The sequence below is a fragment of the uncultured Campylobacter sp. genome (genome assembly GCF_938045595.1).
Lineage (GTDB): Bacteria > Campylobacterota > Campylobacteria > Campylobacterales > Campylobacteraceae > Campylobacter_B.
In genome coordinates this window covers 1-1880 of record NZ_CALIBB010000286.1, presented here as the reverse complement: position 1 = coordinate 1880, position 1880 = coordinate 1, and the positions used below count along the sequence as shown (strand labels likewise).

The window sequence follows — 1880 nt, the reverse complement described above, 5'->3', positions numbered from 1 at the left end:
TAGACGACGATAGCGTCCTGCTCGTCGCGCCGCTGGAGGTCAAAGAGCTCAAAAAAGGCGAGCTCGTACGCGTAATCTCAGTACCTAAAATTTAGCGCACAGCGGTTCGGAGGCGGTTGCGGCGGCGGACGGAATTTTAACTGCCGCGAGGGTTAAAATTTTGCCGCTGCGAGGCTTTAAATTTAGCCGCGAAGGCTCTGCTTTGTGGTCTTGGAAAGTTGAAATTTAGACCCAAATCGCGCGTCGCGGCGGGCTCATTAGAATTTTTACTGCACGCCGTATCAGAGCAAGCTAGCGCGCTAATTTTTGCCGTCGCACAATTTCAGCTCCAAGCTACTTCGCGGGCGAAATTGCGAAATTTACGAGAGATAAAGCGAAAATGAAAGATAAATTTTATGGCGCTCCGGCGGGCGTTTTCGGCGAATACAAAGCAGGTATAAAATGAGCCAAACCCACCCTTTTAAGCCGATTTTCGATGAGAATTCTAAAATTTTAATCCTCGGCTCTTTTCCCTCCGTCGTTTCTCGTAAATTTGGCTTTTACTACGCAAATCCGCAAAATCGCTTCTGGCGCGTGCTGGCGCAAATTTTAAACGCGCCGCCGCCTACGAGCACGGACAAAAAGATAAAATTCCTACTCGCCCGCGACATCGCCATCTACGACGCTGCGATCTACTGCGAGATAAAGGGCTCGAGCGACGCCAAAATGACCGCCGTCGTGCCAGCAAATTTAGAGCCGATCTTTAGCGGCGCGCACATCGCGCAGGTGTTCGCAAACGGCGGCAAGGCGCACGAGATCTGCGAAAAATACCTAAAAACTCAAATTTTAAACGCAACCGGCAAAGAGCCCGTGAAGCTACCCTCGACTAGTCCCGCAAATGCAAATTTTAGCTTTGAAAGGCTCGTGCGTGAGTGGACGATCGTCGCGGATGTGTTGAAGCACGCCGAAATTTAGCGCTCAGCTCCGTTAAACAGCGTGCGATAGGCTTACGCGCGGCTTGCGCGCACAGAGCCATAAATCAAATCCACAGCCTAAATTCCGCGAGGATTTATCTAAAATTTAGCTTCAAATTTTAAAATTCTTTAAATTTAACCGAGCCAAAAGGAAGCAAAATATGAAAACCCGCAAAGCCACGCAAAATTCGCTCAATTTAGGCTTAAATTTAATGCGAAATTTCACTCTTTCAAGCGTATTAAGGCTCCTGCTTCTACTTCCGTTTTTAGCGCTAGGCGCACAAGCTCTGGAGCCAAAAATCGTAATGCAACCCGAGCCGGTCCTGAAAAATGGCCTGTATTTCGTAGCGGACAAGCCCTACAGCGGGACGCTCAAGGTGCTGCATTATAGCGCCGAGGATCTCTACGACGTAAACTTTATGGGCGTCGTCTACCCTAGAGCAAAGCCGCTACCGCCCACGCTTATCAGAGAGATCGACGTAAAGGATGGCACCGCGGTGCTTCAGCGCGATTACTTTGACGGTGCAGACAAGCCCTCAAACGAATATCCGCTAAAAAACGGCCTGTACGACGGCGTCGCGAAGAGCTACTACGCGGACGGCGGCGAGCTGAGATCGCAGAGCGAATACAAAGCCGGCAAGCGCGAGGGTTTTTACAAGATGTATTATCAGGGAAGCGGCAAGCTAAAGCAGCAGGGCGCGTATAAAAATGATAGGCGCGAGGGTGTTTTCACCGACTACTACGAAAGCGGCGAAGTAAGCGCGCGCCATCCGTATAAGGGCGGGCTGCGAAACGGCAAGGACGTGGACTACTACGAAAGCGGCAAAGTGCGCGGGGAGCGAAGCTATAAAGAGGGCAAGAGACAAGGCATAGAGAGATGGTATCACGCAAACGGCGCGCTAAAGCAGACCGGCGCATACAAGGATG

At 50.8% G+C, this 1880-nt stretch carries 2 protein-coding genes; both read left to right on the top strand.

All coding sequences use genetic code 11. The features are described 5' to 3' along the window. The first annotated feature begins 441 nt into the window (after positions 1 to 441). Positions 442 to 954 (top strand): DNA-deoxyinosine glycosylase, encoded by a 513-nt coding sequence (locus Q0340_RS11140; RefSeq protein WP_298083356.1) that lies wholly within the window; start codon positions 442 to 444, stop codon positions 952 to 954. A 160-nt stretch (positions 955 to 1114) separates the two neighbouring features. Further along, positions 1115 to 1880 (top strand): toxin-antitoxin system YwqK family antitoxin (locus Q0340_RS11135; protein ID WP_298083355.1); only part of this gene is annotated, 766 nt, incomplete at its 3' end.

Coding starts and splice junctions, on each gene's coding strand:
- Q0340_RS11140 (WP_298083356.1), top strand. CDS start 442: ATGAGCCAAACCCACCCTTTTAAGCCGATTTTCGATGAGAATTCTAAA.